Source organism: Marinococcus sp. PL1-022, assembly GCF_033845285.1.
GTDB lineage: Bacteria > Bacillota > Bacilli > Bacillales > Marinococcaceae > Marinococcus.
In genome coordinates this window covers 22,273-41,613 of sequence record NZ_JAWXCX010000001.1, presented here as the reverse complement: position 1 = coordinate 41,613, position 19,341 = coordinate 22,273, and the positions used below count along the sequence as shown (strand labels likewise).

The following is a 19,341-nucleotide window of genomic DNA, read 5'->3' as shown; positions in this document are numbered from 1 at the left end:
AAATTTTGATTTTCATATATTTGTTATTATAATTTGATTTCGATGTCTACACCCGACGGTAAATCTAAACGCATAAGCGAATCTACCGTTTGCGGCGTTGGCGTTAAAATGTCGATTAAACGTTTATGTGTACGCATTTCAAATTGCTCACGAGCATCTTTAAATTTGTGCGTAGCACGAAGAATTGTATAAACAGATTTCTCTGTTGGCAATGGAATCGGTCCAGAAACACCTGCACCAGAACGTTTTGCCGTGTCTACAATCTTTTCAGCGGATTGATCCAACACTCTGTGATCATACGCTTTTAAACGAATACGAATTTTTTCATTAGCTGCCATTAAAAGCCCTCCTTCTCGTCCGATTTTACAGACATACTCCGCGAAAATTTCCTCACACCTGGTCATGGCAATGGACCCGGGTGTGTCAGCAACCTTCCGCATCATCGCCTGACCGTGGGTGGATATAGAAGTATTTCTATGTCTCCCATGGTCACACTTCATCTATTATAGTGATCGTTCGCCTTTTACGCAAGGGTTTTTTCGAAAAAATCTCGATATATCTCACCCTTTTTCTCATTTAATTGTAAAAGCCTTTATTAATCCTTTATTAATATGGAAGAAACAAAAAAACCTCTAATGCTTTTCAGCATTAGAGGAGAATAACCGGATGATTATTTTTGGATAGTAGAAACAACGCCGGCGCCAACTGTACGGCCACCTTCACGAATAGAGAACTTAGTTCCTTCTTCGATAGCGATCGGGTTGATAAGCTCAACTGTCATTTCTACGTTATCGCCAGGCATTACCATCTCAACGCCTTCAGGCAGTTGGATGATACCAGTTACGTCCGTAGTACGGAAGTAGAACTGTGGGCGGTAGTTAGAGAAGAATGGAGTATGACGTCCACCTTCGTCTTTGGAAAGTACATAAACTTCTGCTTTGAAGTTAGTGTGTGGAGTAATCGAACCTGGCTTTGCAAGAACCTGACCACGTTTGATGTCATCGCGGGAAACACCGCGGAGAAGCGCACCAATGTTGTCGCCAGCTTCTGCATAGTCAAGAAGCTTACGGAACATTTCCACACCAGTAACCGTGGATTTGCGGGAGTCTTCATCGATACCGATGATTTCAATTTCATCCCCAACGTTAAGAACGCCACGCTCAACACGGCCAGTTGCAACTGTGCCACGGCCTGTGATAGAGAATACGTCCTCTACTGGCATCATGAACGGCTTGTCTTTGTCACGGTCTGGAGTTGGAATGTAGTTGTCTACAGCTTCCATCAGTTCAAGAATTTTGTTTTCATACTCTTCGTCGCCTTCAAGGGCTTTCAGAGCAGAACCGCTGATGATTGGTACATCGTCACCAGGGAAGTCATATTCGGATAAGAGGTCGCGAACTTCCATTTCTACGAGTTCGAGAAGCTCTTCGTCGTCTACCATGTCAACTTTGTTCAAGAAAACAACGATGGATGGTACACCAACCTGACGGGAAAGCAGGATGTGCTCACGAGTCTGAGGCATTGGGCCGTCAGCTGCAGACACAACGAGAATCGCTCCGTCCATTTGAGCTGCACCAGTGATCATGTTTTTAACATAGTCAGCGTGACCTGGGCAGTCAACGTGTGCATAGTGACGGGAATCTGTTTCGTACTCTACGTGTGCAGTAGAGATCGTAATTCCACGCTCACGCTCTTCAGGTGCACCGTCGATTGCGTCATAGGCCATAGCCGTTCCGCGGGAATATTTTTTGTGAAGTACCGTTGTGATCGCAGCAGTCAAAGTTGTTTTACCATGGTCAACGTGACCGATAGTACCAATGTTCGCATGCGTTTTCGAACGGTCGAATTTTTCTTTTGCCATTATAATTGTCCTCCCTTTATTTCAGGTAATTAATGTTGTATAGCAGCCAGGCGGGCGCTGCTACCAGTAAACGCCCTACCTTAGCTTACAATAAATCGGTCATGCATACAATCATCGAGCCGCCGGATTTTTACTGTCCTGTTGCCTGCTTGATAACATCTTCAGAAACACTTTTTGGCACTTCTTCGTAATGATCGAAGAACATGGAATACGTTCCGCGGCCCTGCGTGTTCGAACGAAGGGTCGTAGCGTAGCCAAACATCTCAGCAAGCGGTACGAACGACCGGATAACCTGAGAGTTGCCCCGTGCTTCCATACCGTCTACACGGCCACGGCGGGATGTTACATCACCCATGACGTCGCCCATGTATTCTTCTGGAACCACGATATCTACTTTCATTAACGGTTCAAGCAGTACCGGCTTACATTTTTGCTTTGCTTCACGCAGAGCCATGGAAGCGGCAACTTTAAATGCCATCTCGTTAGAGTCGACATCGTGATAGGAACCGTCAAAAAGAGTAGCTTTTACGTCGATTACCGGATAACCGGCAAGCATGCCGCTTTGAAGGGATTCTTCAATGCCGGACTGCACGGAAGGTACATATTCACGAGGTACCACACCGCCGACGATTTTGTTTACAAATTCAAAGCCGGCGCCTTCTTCGTTTGGCTCAAATTTCACCCAAACGTGACCGTACTGACCGCGTCCACCAGACTGACGTACGAATTTACCTTCGCAGTTAGCTTCCTGGCGGATAGTTTCACGATAGGATACCTGAGGGGCACCTACAGTTGCTTCTACTTTGAATTCCCGTTTCAAACGGTCAACGATGATATCAAGGTGAAGCTCACCCATACCTTTGATGATCGTTTGTCCAGTTTCTTCGTCTGTTTCTGTCTGGAAGGTTGGATCCTCTTCTGCAAGCTTTCCGAGAGCGATACTCATTTTGTCATGGTCCGCTTTCGATTTTGGCTCTACAGAAAGGGAAATAACCGGTTCAGGGAAGTCCATCGATTCAAGTACGATGTTGTCTTTTTCTGCCACAAGGGTGTCACCGGTACTCGTATCTTTCAAACCGACACCCGCTGCAATATCACCGGCATACACCGTTGAAATTTCTTCACGGGAGTTTGCGTGCATTTGAAGAATACGGCCTACACGTTCACGCTTGTCCTTGGTGGAGTTTTTGACATACGACCCGGAAGTAAGTGTACCAGAGTACACCCGGAAGAAAGTAAGTTTACCAACGTAAGGGTCTGTGGCCACTTTAAAGGCCAGTGCAGAAAACTTCCCGCTGTCGTCTGCCGGACGCTCTTCCTCTTCTTCCGAATCCGGATATTTCCCTTTAATAGGAGGAACATCCAACGGAGATGGAAGATAGTCGAGCACAGCATCGATCATAAGCTGAACACCTTTGTTTTTAAAGGCAGAACCACAGAGTACTGGATAAAACTCAACGTTCAGCGTTCCTTTACGGATTGCCAGCTTGAGCTCTTCATTTGTGATTTCTTCCTCTTCAAGGTATTTCATCATAAGATCTTCATCAAGCTCTGATACAGCTTCTACCAGCTTCTGACGGTATTCCTGCGCCTGCGCCTGATATTCTTCCGGAATTTCACGCGCTTCCGCGCGGGTTCCGAGATCATCCAGGTAGTAGTAAGCCTGCATTTCGATAAGATCGATAATTCCTTCAAAGTCATCTTCAGCACCGATCGGAAGCTGAATTGCCTGAGCATTCGCTCCGAGACGATCTGTCAGTGTGCTTAAGGAATAAATAAAATCCGCTCCTACCTTGTCCATCTTGTTAACAAAAACAATACGTGGAACATGATAGGTAGTTGCCTGGCGCCATACAGTTTCTGTCTGTGGCTCCACGCCGGACTGCGCATCCAATACAGCAACAGCTCCGTCAAGCACACGCAGGGAACGCTCTACCTCTACGGTAAAGTCTACGTGTCCTGGAGTGTCGATAATATTGATACGGTGGTTTTTCCACTGGGCTGTTGTCGCAGCAGAGGTGATAGTAATACCACGCTCTTGTTCCTGTGACATCCAGTCCATTTGAGAAGCACCTTCATGGGTTTCACCAATTTTATGGATACGACCCGTGTAATAAAGGATACGCTCCGTTGCTGTTGTTTTCCCAGCATCAATGTGAGCCATGATTCCGATATTACGGGTTTTTTCCAAGGAGAATTCACGTGCCATGGACTTTCTTTCTCCTTCCATTCATCAAAGTAGTATTTTCCGCGGTAGTTCTTACCAGCGGTAGTGAGCAAACGCTTTGTTTGCTTCAGCCATACGATGAGTATCTTCGCGACGCTTAACAGCAGATCCTGTGTTATTGGAAGCATCAAGAATTTCATTTGCAAGACGCTCTTCCATGGTTTTTTCTCCACGAAGACGGGCGTAGCTTACGATCCAACGAAGCGCCAGGGTCGTACGACGATCTGGTTTAACTTCGATTGGTACTTGATAGTTAGCTCCCCCTACACGGCGGGCTTTTACTTCCAGTACAGGCATAACGTTCTTCATAGCCTGATCGAAAACTTCCATCGGCTCCTGACCGGAACGCTCCTGCACGAGGTTAAATGCTCTGTATAGGATATTTTGCGCTTTTCCTTTTTTGCCATCATTCATTACACGGTTGATCATGCGTGTAACAAGCTTGGAGTTATAAATAGGATCAGGCAGAACATCACGGCGTGGTGCTGGTCCTTTACGAGACATAAATCCTCCTCCTTTCTTTATATTATGAATTAGCTGTTATTTTTTCTTTTTCTTCCCGCGTTTAGTTCCGTATTTAGAACGGCTTTGCATGCGGTTTTGTACACCGGCAGTATCAAGGGCGCCACGAACAACGTGATAACGCACACCAGGAAGGTCCTTAACACGGCCTCCACGGATCAATACTACACTGTGCTCCTGGAGATTGTGGCCAATACCGGGAATGTATGCTGTAACCTCAATTTGGTTAGTAAGGCGCACACGGGCATACTTACGAAGAGCCGAGTTTGGTTTCTTCGGAGTAAGTGTTCCTACACGAGTACATACACCACGTTTTTGAGGAGCATTTTGATCTGTTGGGACTTTACGCAAGCTATTGTAACCTCGGTTCAATGCCGGAGAGTCAGTCTTTTTAGTCTTCATCTGACGGCCTTTACGAACCAGCTGATTAATAGTTGGCATAGTTGTTTTCCTCCTTTCCGACTAAGTTATTTCAAGACCACCGTTCCAGGTGGTTCATTGATAAGCAAAATGAAAGTTTTTGCCGATGAGATCCGAAACCCCACCAGCAAAAACTCGTTATTGCTTTTTTAAAGCGATCGTAGCCGCTCCTACATCAATTCCGCAAGCTTTTCCAAGTTTTTTCATCGAATCGACAAACTGGATGGAAACACTGCTTTCATTTGCTGCTTTAAGAATACGCTGCTGAATTTCTGCAGCGGCATCTTCTGCCACAATGATTTCGGAAGCTGTGCCATGTTCAATCGCTTTAAGCGTTTGTTTAGTTCCAATTAAAACTTCGTCAGCCTGTGTTACTTTTTCATAAGACATCATTCATCCTCCAAAGCACAGGAGCTTAACGCACCTTAGATAGCATATCACCGCGTTTTTGCGATGTCAACACTATTTCATTCCGACGAATACACTTCTTCGCCTGATTCCTGCATTTCCTCCACGGCTTCTTCCGGGAGAACCTGTTCAAGGCTGCGGTAACGCTGCATGCCCGTACCGGCCGGAACCAGCTTCCCGATAATAACGTTCTCTTTCAGGCCTAACAGCTCGTCGCGCTTGCCGCGAATCGCTGCGTCCGTAAGAATTCTTGTCGTTTCCTGGAACGAAGCGGCTGAAAGGAAGGAATCCGTTTCAAGCGATGCTTTCGTGATACCAAGAATGACCGGCTGTCCGACGGCTGGCTGATGGTGTTTTTGAAGTGCTTCACGATTTGCTTTTTCAAACGCGTGCACTTCCACCAGACTGCCAGGAAGAGCGTCTGTATTACCGGAATCAGTGATCCGGATTTTACGGAACATTTGGCGGACCATTACTTCAATGTGCTTGTCGCCAATTTCAACGCCCTGCATGCTGTATACCTTCTGAACTTCCTTCAGAAGATACTGCTGTACCTGGTCAAGTCCGGTAACTTTCAGCAGTTCTTTCGGATCGATGGAACCTTCAGTAAGAGCCTGGCCGACTTCCACCTGGTCTCCTACACTTACACGGAGGCGGGCACCGTACGGAGTTGTATAAGAGCGGCTTTCAAGCGCACCCTGCACCGTAACTTCTTTTTTATCCGTCAGATCCTTCACATCGACAATTTCGCCGGAGAGTTCAGAAATGACAGCCTGCCCTTTCGGATTACGGGCTTCAACAAGCTCCTGGATACGAGGAAGACCCTGGGTAATGTCATCCCCGGCTACGCCGCCTGTGTGGAACGTACGCATAGTAAGCTGAGTACCCGGCTCACCGATCGACTGGGCAGCGATGATTCCTACTGCTTCGCCCACTTCAACATCGGCTCCAGTGGCAAGGTTACGGCCGTAGCATTTTTTGCAGACGCCGTGATGTGTATCACACGTAAAGACAGAGCGGATAACAACTTTTTCAACGCCGGCTTCTTCAATAATACGGGCCGAATCTTCATTCAGAAGCTCGCCTTTTTGAGCCAGTACTTCGTTTGTTTCAGGATGACGCACTGTTTCAAAGGCTACACGGCCGATCAGGCGATCCTGAAGCTTTTCAATGATTTCGTTGCCTTCACGGAGCGTTGCCACTGAAAGGCCGCGGTCAGTGCCGCAGTCGTCTTCACGGATGATAACGTCCTGGGCCACATCCACAAGACGACGGGTCAGGTAACCCGAGTCGGCAGTTTTAAGCGCTGTGTCTGCCAGACCTTTACGCGCACCGTGCGTGGAAATAAAGTACTCAAGCACTGTAAGTCCTTCACGGAAGCTCGATTTAATAGGAAGCTCGATGATTCGTCCGGATGGATTGGCCATCAGTCCGCGCATACCTGCAAGCTGCGTGAAGTTCGAGGCGTTACCACGGGCACCGGAGTCACTCATCATGAAAATAGGGTTGCGAATATCAAGCGTGCCCATGAGTTTGTCCTGGATGATGTCTTTGGCACTGCCCCAGATGCTGATGATTTTATCGTAGCGTTCTTCTTCGGTAATTAAACCGCGCCGGAACTGCTTCATTACCTTCGAGACCTGCTCTTCGGAGTCCGAGAGCACGTCCTGCTTGTCCGGAAGCACCACAATATCGGAAATACCAACCGTAATTCCTGCTTTTGTGGAGTAATGGAAGCCAAGATCCTTCATACGGTCAAGCATTTTCGACGTTTCAATGATCTGGAAGTTTTTAAACACCGCTGCAATGATGTCACCCAGGAAGCCTTTTTTAAATGGCTGAATGAGTTCGCGGTTTTTTAATTCTTCTTTTACATCTGTCGTGCTCGGTACTACATATTTTTCCGGGAGCTCCTGCTCAAGGTTTAATGCTGTCGGCTCGTTCACGTAAGGGAACGACGTCGGCAGTATTTCATTGAAAATGAGCTTTCCTGGTGTCGTTAAGACGAGCTTGCTCATCTCTTCTTCACTGAAGTTCGTTTTATTTAACGCACGCACAGGCAGAGCAATACGGGTGTGCAGATGCACATAGCCGTTTTGATAAGCAGTGAGCACTTCTTTTATATCGTTAAAAGTAGAGCCTTCACCCATCGCGTTTTCACGCTCAAGGGTCAGATAATAGTTTCCAAGCACCATGTCCTGGGATGGTGTAACAACCGGCTTACCATCCTTAGGGTTCAGGATGTTCTGCGCTGCAAGCATAAGCACGCGGGCTTCTGCCTGTGCTTCTGCCGAAAGCGGTACGTGTACGGCCATCTGGTCCCCGTCAAAGTCGGCGTTATACGCTGTACATACGAGCGGGTGAAGCTTGATGGCGCGCCCTTCGACCAGCGTCGGTTCGAACGCCTGAATACCAAGGCGGTGAAGCGTCGGAGCACGGTTCAAAAGAACCGGGTGTTCACGGATAACGTCTTCTAACACGTCCCAGACTTCCGGATGCACGCGTTCCACTTTCCGTTTAGCGCTCTTAATGTTGTGTGCCAGGCTCCGGTTTACGAGCTCTTTCATTACAAACGGCTTGAACAGTTCAAGTGCCATTTCTTTAGGAAGTCCGCACTGATACATTTTCAGGCTCGGCCCGACCACGATAACGGAACGACCGGAATAGTCGACACGTTTACCGAGAAGGTTCTGACGAAAACGCCCCTGCTTCCCTTTCAGCATGTGAGAAAGAGATTTCAGCGGCCGGTTGCCGGGACCGGTAACCGGACGGCCGCGGCGCCCGTTGTCGATCAAGGCGTCGACAGCTTCCTGGAGCATACGCTTTTCGTTCTGCACAATGATGCTTGGTGCTCCCAGATCAAGAAGACGTTTCAAACGATTGTTCCGGTTGATAACACGACGGTACAGATCGTTCAGGTCAGATGTTGCAAACCGGCCGCCGTCAAGCTGAACCATCGGACGGATTTCCGGAGGAACAACCGGGAGCACATCGAGAATCATCCATGCTGGATGGTTGCCGGAGTGACGGAATGCTTCAAGCACTTCCAGACGCTTGATCGCACGGGTGCGGCGCTGACCTTGTGCTGTTTCGAGTTCGCCTTTTAAGCCGTGTACTTCTTTTTCAAGATCAATATCCTGGAGAAGCTTACGGATGGCTTCTGCACCCATTTGAGCAGAGAAGGTTTTGCCGTACTTATCGTAATACGCACGGTATTCTCTTTCGGAAAGCAGCTGCTTGTATTCAAGCGGTGTGTCCCCTGGCTCCGTTACTGTATAGGAAGCAAAATAAATAACTTCTTCGAGCGAACGCGGGGACATATCAAGAACAAGTCCCATACGGCTCGGAATACCTTTAAAGTACCAAATGTGAGATACCGGAGCTGCAAGTTCAATGTGGCCCATGCGTTCCCGGCGCACCTTCGAACGGGTAACTTCTACTCCGCATCTGTCGCAGACTACGCCTTTATAGCGAATACGCTTGTATTTACCGCAGTGGCATTCCCAGTCCTTGGTCGGACCAAAAATACGCTCACAGAACAGCCCGTCTTTTTCCGGTTTTAACGTCCGGTAGTTGATCGTTTCTGGCTTTTTCACTTCGCCGTGTGTCCAGGAACGAATTTTTTCCGGAGAGGCAAGTCCAATTTTCATATATTCAAAGTTATTGACGTCTATCAAGAGGTCGACCTCCCTTTCAATCTTTAAAGGTGGCATGGCTGAAAGAGGGACAAGAGGTGCCTACAAAAAGCTGAAAAGCTTTTAATTAGACACCCCGTGTTCTCCGTTTTACCGATGAGACCTTATGCGTTTTCCGTGGACTCGATTCTAAGATTCAAGTTATCTCCGGGTTGTTCATCTTCGTCATCGAGCTCTTTCATCTCGATTTCCTCTTCATTGCTTGAAAGCATTTTTACGTCCATGCCAAGGCTTTGAAGCTCTTTAATCAGAACTTTAAACGACTCGGGAACGCCAGGCTCCGGAACGTTTTCACCTTTAACAATCGCTTCGTACGTCTTCACACGGCCGACAACGTCGTCGGATTTCACCGTGAGAATTTCCTGCAGCGTATAGGCTGCACCGTACGCTTCAAGCGCCCATACTTCCATTTCCCCGAAACGCTGGCCGCCGAACTGGGCTTTACCACCAAGCGGCTGCTGGGTAACGAGGGAGTAAGGTCCGGTTGAACGGGCGTGAAGCTTGTCGTCCACCATGTGGGCAAGCTTGATCATATACATGACCCCGACTGAAATACGGTTGTCAAAGGTTTCCCCGGTTCGCCCGTCATACAATACAGTCTTTCCGTCCCGGGCGAGGCCGGCTTCCTGAATAGTTTCCCAAACATCCTCTTCACGGGCACCGTCAAATACCGGTGTTGCCATGTGAAGGTTCAGGGAACGAGCCGCCATGCCCAGGTGCATTTCAAGCACCTGTCCGATATTCATACGCGAAGGCACCCCGAGAGGGTTCAGCATGAGGTCAATCGGTGTTCCATCCGGCAGGTAAGGCATATCTTCTTCTGGAAGAATACGCGAAATAACACCTTTGTTTCCGTGACGGCCTGCCATTTTATCCCCTTCGTGAATCTTACGCTTCTGAACGAGGTATACCCGGACAAGCTGATTCACTCCCGGCGGAAGTTCATCTCCATCTTCACGGTTAAAGATTTTTACGTCGAGTACAATGCCGTCTGCACCGTGCGGAACACGAAGCGAAGTATCCCGTACCTCGCGGGCTTTTTCCCCAAAGATTGCGTGAAGCAGACGTTCCTCTGCGGAAAGCTCTGTCATGCCTTTTGGCGTTACTTTCCCAACAAGAATGTCGCCATCCTTCACTTCCGCACCGACACGGATAATACCACGGTCATCCAGGTCCTTCAGCGCTTCTTCGCCGACGTTTGGAATATCACGGGTGATTTCCTCCGGTCCGAGCTTAGTATCGCGGGCCTCTGACTCGTATTCATCGACGTGAATGGAAGTGTAAACATCGTCTTTTACTACCCGTTCACTCAGGATAACGGCGTCCTCATAGTTATAGCCGTCCCAGGTCATAAAGGCGGTTAATACGTTACGGCCCAATGCCATTTCACCGTTGTCCATCGACGGACCGTCTGCAAGTACTTCGCCTTTTTCAATACGGTCTCCGTCTTTAACGATCGGACGCTGGTTGTAGCTTGTGCCCTGGTTGGAGCGGACGTATTTCATCATACGGTATTTGTCGATATCTGTTTCTACTTCTTTTCCGTCTACATCTTCAATGCGGCGGATCCAGATTTCACGTGCGGATGCCCGCTCAACTACGCCTTTGTGACGTGCAATGATGGCAGCACCTGAATCCTTCGCTGAAACGTATTCCATGCCGGTGCCTACAAGAGGAGCTTCCGGTTCAAGAAGCGGTACTGCCTGACGCTGCATGTTCGCCCCCATTAATGCCCGGTTGGAGTCATCGTTTTCCAGGAACGGAATGCACGCTGTCGCAGCAGAAACCGCCTGCTTTGGCGATACGTCCATATAGTCGATTTTTTCTTTTGGAACGATCGTGTTGTCCCCGCGGAAACGGGCAATAACTTCATCGTCGGCAAACGTGCCGTCTTCAGCAAGTGAAGCGTTCGCCTGAGCTACTACGTAGTTGTCTTCTTCATCGGCAGTAAGATAGTCACACTGCTCGGTGACCACTCCCGTATCCGGATCTACACGGCGGTAAGCTGTTTCGATGAAGCCGAATTTATTTACCTTGGCGTAGCTTGATAAGGAGTTAATCAAACCGATGTTCGGACCTTCCGGCGTTTCGATCGGACACATACGCCCGTAGTGGGAATAGTGCACGTCACGAACTTCAAAGCCTGCACGTTCACGGGTCAGACCGCCCGGTCCAAGCGCTGACAGACGGCGTTTGTGCGTCAATTCAGCCAAAGGATTTGTCTGGTCCATGAACTGGGAAAGCTGCGAGCTTCCGAAAAACTCTTTAATAGAAGCAATCACCGGACGAATATTGATAAGCGCCTGCGGCGTGATGGAGCTTGGGTCCTGAATGGACATACGCTCACGTACAACACGCTCCATACGGGAAAGCCCGATACGGAATTGATTCTGAAGCAGCTCACCGACGGAACGGAGACGACGATTGCCCAGGTGGTCAATATCATCTGTACGGCCGACGCCGTGAAGCAGATTGAAGAAATAGTTAACTGAAGCAATCATGTCTTCAGGAGTAATATTCTTCGTATCATGATCAATATTTCCGTTACTGATTACGTTAATCTCACGGTCTTCGCCTTGACCGTCATCTGCATAAATCTTAATAGACTGTACGTCCAAATCTGCATCTTCCACCACTCCACCGGAAACGGTGTACCGTTTAAATCCAAGGTTGTTTTCCAGGTACGGCATCAGACGGTCCAATGTCCGGCGGTCGAGCATCGTGCCCGATTCGGCAATGACCTCTCCCGTTTCTGGGTCAGCAAGCGTTTCTGCTAAACGCTGATTGAACAAACGATTCTGGATATGAAGTTTTTTATTCATTTTATAACGCCCGACATTTGCGAGATCGTACCGCTTCGGATCAAAAAAGCGCGTATTTAATAAGCTCTTCGCGCTGTCCACCGTTGGCGGCTCCCCAGGGCGGAGACGTTCATAAATTTCGAGAAGGGCTTTTTCGCTGCCTTCTGTGTTATCTTTTTCGAGCGTATTCCGCAGGTACTGGTCTTCACCCAGAAGATCGATAATCTCCTGGTCAGAGCCAAACCCAAGCGCACGAAGAAGAACGGTGACCGGGATTTTCCGGGTGCGGTCAATACGAACGTGAACGACGTCTTTTGCATCTGTTTCAAGCTCGAGCCACGCACCACGGTTCGGAATGACGGTTGCGGTGTGGCCACGCTTTCCGTTTTTGTCTACTTTATTGTTAAAATATACGCTTGGTGAACGTACGAGCTGGGACACGATAACGCGCTCAGCCCCGTTTATCACAAAAGTACCTGTGTCGGTCATAAGCGGGAAATCACCCATAAATACTTCCTGCTCTTTTACTTCGCCGGTCTCTTTGTTCATCAGGCGAACCTTGACCCGGAGCGGTGCAGAATACGTGGCATCGCGTTCTTTTGATTCATCAATCGGGTATTTAGGCTCTCCTAAATTGTAATCGATGAATTCAAGCACCAAGTTTCCGGTAAAATCTTCAATCGGCGAAATGTCCTGAAACATTTCGCGAATACCTTCATCTAGAAACCATTGATAAGAAGCCGTCTGAATCTCAATGAGGTTTGGAAGGTCCAAGACTTCATTGATTCGGGCATAGCTTCTCCGCTGGCGGTGACGTCCAAATTGAATAAGTTGACTTGACAACAGATTCACCCCTCAAATCTCGCATGATATCCGCCCGTTTTAAAAACAAGCGTTTTTCCAAGGCAATTATCGGTAATATAGCTAAATAGTGATAAATGCAGAGACGCGTCGTCATGTAGACGGACGGCTCTTTCTGCTCTGATAAAACAGTCTGCGGATCAGAACACAGAGAACAGCCCGCGCACATGTCGTCGTTAAAAAAGCTTCGCAAACCGAATAGCCAGTTTGAGAACGCTGATTGCTTCTCCCTGACTTATATTGATTATCTTAAATGGAATTGTTTTTCCTAATACTTATTACGATCGATTCTCCCATTTCTCATTCGAGTGTGTTAGAATAAGAAGGAATCAAAAGCACAAACGTTCTCGTTTTAGTGGATAAGCTTGCTGCAACCGTAATTCAGCCCAGCCGTGAAGTGGCAAATAGAAAAGAAATGGATGATACTTCTTACGGTATCACCTAATTTTATAAGTAGAATATTACATGTAGTTTGACGCGTACGGACACTTATACGCATTAAATTATAATACCATATCAAAACAGCACCGTCAACTTCTGATGGTGCTGTTTTATTTATTTACACGCACGAAAAATATAATAGCCTTTATTCTTTTTCACATTCTTCACAACCGGAAACAGCTCGTTAAGCTTTTCCTTCGCTGAAGGGGCACCCTGTTTTTTTTGAATGACAACCCAGCATTCGCCTCCGGGGCTTAGCGCTTCATAAGCTTCTTCAAACAACCGGTGCACCACTTTTTTTCCTGCCCTGATAGGAGGGTTTGTCAAAATCGCTGCCGCTCTGCCTTGATAGGCACTGAATAAATCACTCTCCGCCGCCTTTGCATTCTCAGCCTGGCAGCGCTGGATATTTTTATTCGCCAGCTCCACAGCACGTTGATTGATATCAAAAAGCAGAACGCTCCGGGTGGTTTCTTTGGCGAGAGTGACTCCCACTACGCCGTAACCACAGCCAATGTCGATAATGTCGCCATCCACCTCCGGCCATTCAAAGGTTTCAAGCAGCGTTGCCGTACCAAAATCCACCGTTTGTTTCGAGAATACTCCGCTGTCTGTAATAAACGACCAGTCTCTACCCCGAAGCTCTGCATGAATGACTTTCTCGTTACTTGCCGCACTTGGGTTTGCATGAAAATATTGTTCACCGCTCATAGCATCGCTCCGTTCTGATTATTGGAATATTATCATAGCAGGGCCAGGGAGTTTATTGCAACAAAAAACTCACCCGCACAGGTGCGGATGAGTTTATAGAAAGCTTACTTCAATTCGATAGAAGCGCCTGCTTCTTCGAGTTGACCTTTCATTTCTTCAGCGTCTTCTTTAGATACGCCTTCTTTCAATGTGTCAGGAGCTCCGTCTACCAGTGCTTTAGCTTCTTTCAAGCCAAGACCAGTGATTTCGCGGACGACTTTGATGACGTTGATTTTAGAAGATCCAGCGCTTTCGAGTACTACGTCGAATTCTGTTTGCTCTTCCTCAACGACTTCACCGCCGCCACCGCCAGCTGCTACTGGTGCAGCTGCTGTTACGCCGAATTCTTCTTCAATTGCTTTTACTAATTCGTTCAGTTCCAGAACGGACATTTCCTTAATCGCATCAATCATTTCTTGATTACTCATGGATAATCCTCCTCTTAATATTAATATTTAAGCCGATTGAAACGCCGGTTGGTTAGGCGCTCTCTTCTTCTTCTTTTTGCTCTGCCACTGCTTTTGTAGCCAGTGCGAAGTTACGGATTGGCGCCTGCATAACGCTAAGCAGCATAGCCACAAGTCCATCGTGGGATGGGAGGCTGGCCAATTCCTGAATCTGCTCCTGGGAAACAACGCTGCCTTCAATGACACCCGTTTTGATTTCCAGTGCTTCGTGATCTTTAGCGAAATTGTACAATACTTTCGCAGGTGCTACTGCGTCCTCTTTGCTTGTTGCAATGGCCGTAGGACCTACCAGGTAGTCGTTCAACTCGTCTTTCAGATTCACGTCTTCGGCTGCACGACGCGCCATTGTATTTTTATATACTTTGAAATCAACGTCTGCTTCACGAAGCTGCGCACGCAATTCCGTGATTTCCGATACGTCCAGACCGCGATAGTCTACCAGTACGGTTGATACGCTGTCTTTCAGCTTAGCTGCGATTTCATCAACAACCGCCTGCTTTTGTTCGATTACTTTGCTCATCCGTTCCACCTCCTGCCATTCTTTATTGTTTGCCGCCCGCAACCGCAGACACAAAAAAATCTTCCTGTCTCAATTAGCAGACACGAAGACACTACTCCCGTAAAACGCTCCAAAGCGTTTAATGTATAGGAATGGTACCTCGGCAGGATGTTTATTTAAGTGCTGTGCACTCCTGCTGTCTGCGGCAACAATATAAAATTGTTGGCTGATCCGTCATTTAGTATAAATGGAAGCAGCACCCGGGTCAAGAGCTTTTTCAAGATCGCCCGGGAGCTGCCGGCAAACAAAAGTATTACGGTTTAATTTATGCGAATTTCAACGAAGAAGTGCTGACTTTTACGCCAGGACCCATGGAAGTCGTTACAGCAACGCCTCTCATGTACGTTCCTTTAGCAGCTGCCGGCTTTGCTTTTTGAAGCGCGTCGGCAACAGTGTTGAAGTTTTCCACCAGGCTTGCAGTATCAAAGGATACTTTGCCGATTGGCGCATGGATGTTACCGGACTTATCGACACGGTATTCCACTTTACCTGCTTTAATTTCTTCAACAGCTTTTGTAACGTCCATCGTAACCGTACCAGTTTTCGGGTTAGGCATAAGGCCTTTTGGTCCGAGGGTACGGCCCAATTTCCCTACCTGGGCCATCATGTCAGGAGTGGCTACTACTGCATCAAAGTCAAACCAGCCTTGCTGCACGCGGTTCACCAGATCTTCTTCTCCTACATAATCAGCGCCGGCTGCTTCTGCTTCCTGGGCTTTTTCGCCTTTAGCAAAAACAAGCACACGCTGGCTTTTTCCTGTTCCGTTTGGAAGTACAATCGCGCCACGGATCTGCTGATCGTTTTTACGCGGGTCAATTCCAAGACGAAACGCTACTTCTACCGTTGCATCAAAGTTTACGATCGATGTTTTCTTCGCAAGCTCAATCGCCTCTTCAGCATTGTACTGCTGCTCCTGGTCGATGAGCTGCGCCGCCTCGCGGTATTTTTTACCTCTTTTAGGCATTGTTTTTCCTCCTTGTTGTGGTTTAACGGTAAGACCTCCCACTAGTAAAGGTTGCGGGCCGTCCCTTCGACAAGAGCGTCAGAGGCGTGCACACAACCTTCAGCAAGGCAAATCTTTCAATTAGTCTTCAACGTTTAAGCCCATGCTGCGGGCTGTTCCTTCAACCATACGCATTGCTGAATCAACGTCAGATGCGTTCAAATCCTGCATTTTCGTTTCAGCAATTTCACGAACCTGATCCCGGGTTACTGAACCGACTTTGTTACGGTTAGGCTCACCGGAACCGCCTTTTACTCCAGCTGCTTCTTTAAGAAGTACAGGAGCTGGCGGAGTTTTCGTAATAAAAGTGAACGAACGGTCTTCATAGACACTGATTTCTACAGGAATGATTGTTCCTGTCTGCTCTTGTGTACGAGCGTTGAATTCTTTACAGAATCCCATGATATTCACACCGGCTTGACCAAGCGCTGGGCCTACCGGTGGTGCCGGGTTCGCTTTACCAGCCGGAATTTGAAGTTTAACAACCTTCTCGACTCTTTTAGCCACGCGACACACCTCCTTCGTCCGTGATGTGGTAGCCGGATACAAGGTATCCTCCCACTCATTCTAAAACACTATGTGCTTTAGGCTGTGATATCTTTCAATACCAAACAGGATGATTTTATCACCTGCAGCCAAAATAAGCAATGGTTAATTCGTGAGAGAGTGGAAACCGTAAGCCGGCTCTAGATTTTTTCTACTTGAGTAAACTCCAGTTCAACCGGCGTTTCGCGGCCGAACATGTTTACATAAACTTTGACCTTCTGCTTCTCGGCATTAATTTCTTCGACCGTGCCGGTGAAATCAGCAAACGGCCCTTCGGTAACCTTCACTGCTTCTTTAAGTTCAAAGTACACCTCTGCCTTTGGTTCCTTCTCGCCCATCTGACCGAGAATAGCATCTACTTCGTCCGGTAAAAGCGGCGTCGGCTTCGACCCTGCTCCTGTCGAACCGATAAATCCGGTTACTCCAGGCGTATTGCGAACCACGTACCAGGAGTCGTCTGTCATTACCATTTCAACAATGACATACCCCGGAAAAACCTTTTTGGAAACCGTCTTGCTTTTTCCATTTTTGGTTTCTGTTTCTTCTTCCACCGGTACCAGCACACGGAAAATTTTATCCGTCATCCCCATGGATTCCACCCGTTTTTCCAGGTTCGTTTTTACTTTGTTTTCATAGCCCGAATAAGTATGGACTACATACCAGCTTTTTTCCATATCTAGAGTGGGAGCTAAGTCCCTTCCCTCCTTTATTCCAAACGTTCAACCGTTACTACTCCAAAAATATACGAACAAGCTCAGAAAGCCCTAAATCGATAACGGCAAAATAGATCACAAAAAAGATGACAGTCAGCACCGTGACAATTGTATATTTCGTTAGTTCTTTGCGTGTCGGCCATGTAACACGCTTCATTTCCTGCCCTACTTCTTTGAGAAAGCGGATAGGGCCTTTTTTCGTACCCCCAGCCATGCAGCCACCTCCATCAACCGGTGTTTACGGTTATAGAATTATTAATATAAGGTCTCGTACGAACAATGTATCTGCATCTTTTTCTGCATCCATGTACCATCAGGCTTCTTTGCCCGGCTTGTTTTCAACCATTAAAAAAACAGCCGCTCCTAAGGGCTCTGCGGTCTGTTTGCTTTAGGTGCACATATATTTCTACCAATAACAATCATAAACAACTTCTGTACTATAATCAAGGAGAAATTAAAGGGCATATAAAAACCGGCGTTCCATAGGGAACGCCGGTCCCTTCATAAATTATTAGTTAGACGACTGAGTTGTTGCTTTCTTTTTTCCCGGCTTGAACGCTCTGGTAGCGTCCACCGCTTCCTTCCAGCCGTCGTACAGTTCTGTTCTCGTATCCTCATTAATTTGCGGTTCAAACTGTTTCTCTTTCTTCCACTGCTTTTTCACTTCTTCTTTGCTGCTCCAGAAGCCCGTAGCAATTCCTGCTAAATATGCTGCTCCCATCGCAGTTGTTTCGATAACAGCCGGGCGCTCTACAGGTACACCGACAATATCACTTTGGAACTGCATCAGGAAATCGTTTGAAACGGCTCCACCGTCAACACGGAGAGACTTCACTTCAATACCTGAGTCCGCTTCCATCGCGCCGAGAACGTCTTTCGTCTGATACGCAAGCGATTCAAGCGTAGCTCTTACGAAATGCTCTTTTTCCGTGCCACGGCTGAGTCCAAATATGGCTCCGCGCGCTTCACTGTCCCAATAAGGAGCCCCGAGCCCTACAAATGCCGGTACAAAGTATACACCGTTCGTATCGTCGACACGCTCTGCGTATTTCTGGCTGTCCGGAGCGTTCGTAAACATCCGCAGGCCATCGCGCAGCCACTGAATAGCCGAGCCGGCTACGAAAATACTTCCTTCAAGAGCATATTCAACTTTTCCGTCAATTCCCCAGGCAATCGTAGTCAATAGTCCGTTATTAGAAGGCACTGGTTTGTCTCCGGTATGCATCAGCATAAAGCAGCCGGTGCCATACGTGTTCTTTGCCATCCCTTTTTCAAAGCATGCCTGGCCGAACAGGGCAGCGTGCTGGTCTCCTGCTACGCCGGCAATCGGAACTTCCTGGCCGAAGAAGTGGTAATCTACCGTATTGGCATACACCTCGGAAGAAGAACGTACTTCCGGAAGCATGCTCTTCGGTACGCCAAGAACCTCAAGCAGTTCGTCGTCCCACTGCAGATCATAAATATTGTACATAAGCGTCCGGCCGGCATTGGTATAGTCTGTTACATGGGCTTTGCCTCCGGACAGCTTCCAGATGAGCCACGTATCAATGGTACCAAACAGAAGATCTCCGTTATCCGCTTTTTCCCGGGCACCGTCCACATTATCGAGGATCCATTTCACTTTCGTTCCCGAGAAATAAGCATCAATCAGGAGTCCCGTTTTATTTCGGAACATTTCACCGTAGCCCTGCTCGTTCAGCTCATTGCAGATGTCCATCGTCTGCCGGGACTGCCATACAATTGCGTTATAGACAGGACGCCCGGTGTGTTTGTCCCATACCACCGCTGTTTCACGCTGGTTCGTGATTCCAATTGCGTTAATCTCTTCAGCCTGGATACCGTTTTCACCAAGCACTTCTGCGAGTACGGCAAGGACAGAGGTCCAGATTTCCTGTGCGTTATGCTCCACCCACCCGGATTTCGGGAAGTACTGCTTGAATTCTCTTTGCGCGGTGCCTACAATTTCTCCTTCTTCGTTAAAAATAATGGCACGCGAGCTTGTTGTTCCCTGGTCGATTGCTAAAATGTATTTCTTCTCCATCCGCCTCATCTCCTCTTTCGTATATA

At 47.8% G+C, this 19,341-nt stretch carries 16 protein-coding genes and 1 other annotated feature; all 16 genes read right to left on the bottom strand.

Annotated elements, in window-relative coordinates; translation table 11 throughout:
- Positions 1–26: 26 nt before the first annotated feature.
- The 16 genes from rpsJ to glpK all read right to left on the bottom strand — a co-directional run bounded on the left by rpsJ (position 27) and on the right by glpK (position 19,315).
- Positions 27–338: a 30S ribosomal protein S10 gene (gene rpsJ / locus SIC45_RS00180; protein ID WP_027847395.1), complete on the bottom strand. Its 312-nt coding sequence runs from the start codon at positions 336–338 to the stop codon at positions 27–29.
- Positions 339–670: 332 nt separating this feature from the next.
- Positions 671–1,861, bottom strand: a complete 1,191-nt coding sequence (gene tuf, locus SIC45_RS00175; protein ID WP_022794466.1) for an elongation factor Tu — start codon at positions 1,859–1,861, stop codon at positions 671–673.
- A gap of 130 nt (positions 1,862–1,991) precedes the next feature.
- Positions 1,992–4,070 carry an elongation factor G gene (gene fusA / locus SIC45_RS00170; RefSeq protein ID WP_298788726.1) on the bottom strand — a complete coding sequence of 693 codons (2,079 nt, stop codon included), beginning with the start codon at positions 4,068–4,070 and terminating at the stop codon, positions 1,992–1,994.
- 51 nt (positions 4,071–4,121) lie between these two features.
- On the bottom strand, positions 4,122–4,592 hold the full coding sequence (rpsG, locus tag SIC45_RS00165; RefSeq protein ID WP_022794464.1) for a 30S ribosomal protein S7: 471 nt from the start codon (positions 4,590–4,592) through the stop codon (positions 4,122–4,124).
- 36 nt (positions 4,593–4,628) lie between these two features.
- Complete coding sequence (gene rpsL / locus SIC45_RS00160) at positions 4,629–5,051, bottom strand: 30S ribosomal protein S12 (protein ID WP_319630639.1); 423 nt, start codon at positions 5,049–5,051, stop codon at positions 4,629–4,631.
- Between the two features lie 117 nt (positions 5,052–5,168).
- Positions 5,169–5,420 (bottom strand): 50S ribosomal protein L7ae-like protein, encoded by a 252-nt coding sequence (locus SIC45_RS00155; protein WP_022794462.1) that lies wholly within the window; start codon positions 5,418–5,420, stop codon positions 5,169–5,171.
- A gap of 77 nt (positions 5,421–5,497) precedes the next feature.
- Positions 5,498–9,115, bottom strand: a complete 3,618-nt coding sequence (gene rpoC, locus SIC45_RS00150; RefSeq protein ID WP_319630638.1) for a DNA-directed RNA polymerase subunit beta' — start codon at positions 9,113–9,115, stop codon at positions 5,498–5,500.
- Between the two features lie 122 nt (positions 9,116–9,237).
- Positions 9,238–12,777 (bottom strand): DNA-directed RNA polymerase subunit beta, encoded by a 3,540-nt coding sequence (rpoB, locus tag SIC45_RS00145; protein WP_298788733.1) that lies wholly within the window; start codon positions 12,775–12,777, stop codon positions 9,238–9,240.
- Positions 12,778–13,350: 573 nt separating this feature from the next.
- Entirely contained in the window at positions 13,351–13,947 is a 597-nt protein-coding gene (locus tag SIC45_RS00140) for a class I SAM-dependent methyltransferase (protein ID WP_319630637.1), read from the bottom strand.
- A gap of 104 nt (positions 13,948–14,051) precedes the next feature.
- Complete coding sequence (gene rplL / locus SIC45_RS00135) at positions 14,052–14,414, bottom strand: 50S ribosomal protein L7/L12 (RefSeq protein ID WP_319630636.1); 363 nt, start codon at positions 14,412–14,414, stop codon at positions 14,052–14,054.
- A 52-nt stretch (positions 14,415–14,466) separates the two neighbouring features.
- The gene (rplJ, locus tag SIC45_RS00130; RefSeq protein WP_298788738.1) at positions 14,467–14,973 is read right to left on the bottom strand and encodes a 50S ribosomal protein L10; all 507 of its coding nucleotides are present in this window, start codon (positions 14,971–14,973) and stop codon (positions 14,467–14,469) included.
- A gap of 44 nt (positions 14,974–15,017) precedes the next feature.
- Positions 15,018–15,176 (bottom strand) — a sequence feature (ribosomal protein L10 leader region).
- Between the two features lie 101 nt (positions 15,177–15,277).
- Positions 15,278–15,976 carry a 50S ribosomal protein L1 gene (rplA, locus tag SIC45_RS00125; RefSeq protein WP_022794456.1) on the bottom strand — a complete coding sequence of 233 codons (699 nt, stop codon included), beginning with the start codon at positions 15,974–15,976 and terminating at the stop codon, positions 15,278–15,280.
- Between the two features lie 120 nt (positions 15,977–16,096).
- Positions 16,097–16,522 (bottom strand): 50S ribosomal protein L11, encoded by a 426-nt coding sequence (rplK, locus tag SIC45_RS00120; RefSeq protein ID WP_022794455.1) that lies wholly within the window; start codon positions 16,520–16,522, stop codon positions 16,097–16,099.
- A gap of 179 nt (positions 16,523–16,701) precedes the next feature.
- Positions 16,702–17,235 carry a transcription termination/antitermination protein NusG gene (nusG, locus tag SIC45_RS00115; RefSeq protein WP_298788742.1) on the bottom strand — a complete coding sequence of 178 codons (534 nt, stop codon included), beginning with the start codon at positions 17,233–17,235 and terminating at the stop codon, positions 16,702–16,704.
- Positions 17,236–17,290: 55 nt separating this feature from the next.
- Positions 17,291–17,488 carry a preprotein translocase subunit SecE gene (gene secE / locus SIC45_RS00110; protein WP_298788744.1) on the bottom strand — a complete coding sequence of 66 codons (198 nt, stop codon included), beginning with the start codon at positions 17,486–17,488 and terminating at the stop codon, positions 17,291–17,293.
- 297 nt (positions 17,489–17,785) lie between these two features.
- Complete coding sequence (gene glpK / locus SIC45_RS00105; RefSeq protein ID WP_298788746.1) at positions 17,786–19,315, bottom strand: glycerol kinase GlpK; 1,530 nt, start codon at positions 19,313–19,315, stop codon at positions 17,786–17,788.
- Positions 19,316–19,341 lie beyond the last annotated feature (26 nt).